Genomic DNA, 590 nt, shown 5'->3' with positions numbered 1-590 from the left:
TTGAAGACATCTCAGTGCGCAAAGCGCACGAAGAGAAACTGCAACGCATGGCGTTTTATGATCCGCTAACCAACTTGCCCAACCGAACCCATTTGATCAGCTTGCTGGAACAGCACATCGAGATGGAACAACCTTTTGCTACGTTGTTTCTTGATATCGATCACTTTAAGCACATTAACGACAGCATGGGCCATTTCTGCGGTGATCAACTGTTGTCGAAACTGGCGGTTCGCCTGCAAGACATTTTGCACCTGAACGCGAATGTGGCTCGCATCGGTGGCGATGAATTTGTCATCGTACTGCCGGACATTGACGGCGATTCTCCGTTACTCGAAACGTTAAGCTCGATTTTGGGTGTGTTCCGCCGTCCGTTCGATCTGGCAAATCACGATTCGCTGCGGATCTCCACCAGCATCGGTATCGCACTCTACCCGAACGACGGTCAAGACAGTGAAACACTGCTAAAAAACGCCGACACTGCAATGTATCTGGCGAAGAAAAATGGCCGTAACGGCTACGCGTTCTACTCTCCGGATTTAACTGACAAATCGGTATCGCACGTCCGTATTCAATCTGCGCTGCATGAAGCA

1 protein-coding gene is annotated in these 590 nt (G+C 49.8%); it reads left to right on the top strand.

Going from position 1 to position 590, the window contains the following annotated elements; all coding sequences use genetic code 11:
* Positions 1-590, top strand: a 590-nt coding sequence (locus R8O11_RS29585; protein ID WP_318195174.1) for a GGDEF domain-containing protein, incomplete at both ends; no start/stop codon positions are given.

The sequence above is a fragment of the Vibrio sp. 1288 genome, from assembly GCF_033344475.1.
The sequence above is the reverse complement of the archived record's forward strand: the minus strand, read 5'-3'. Positions and strand labels throughout refer to the sequence as shown.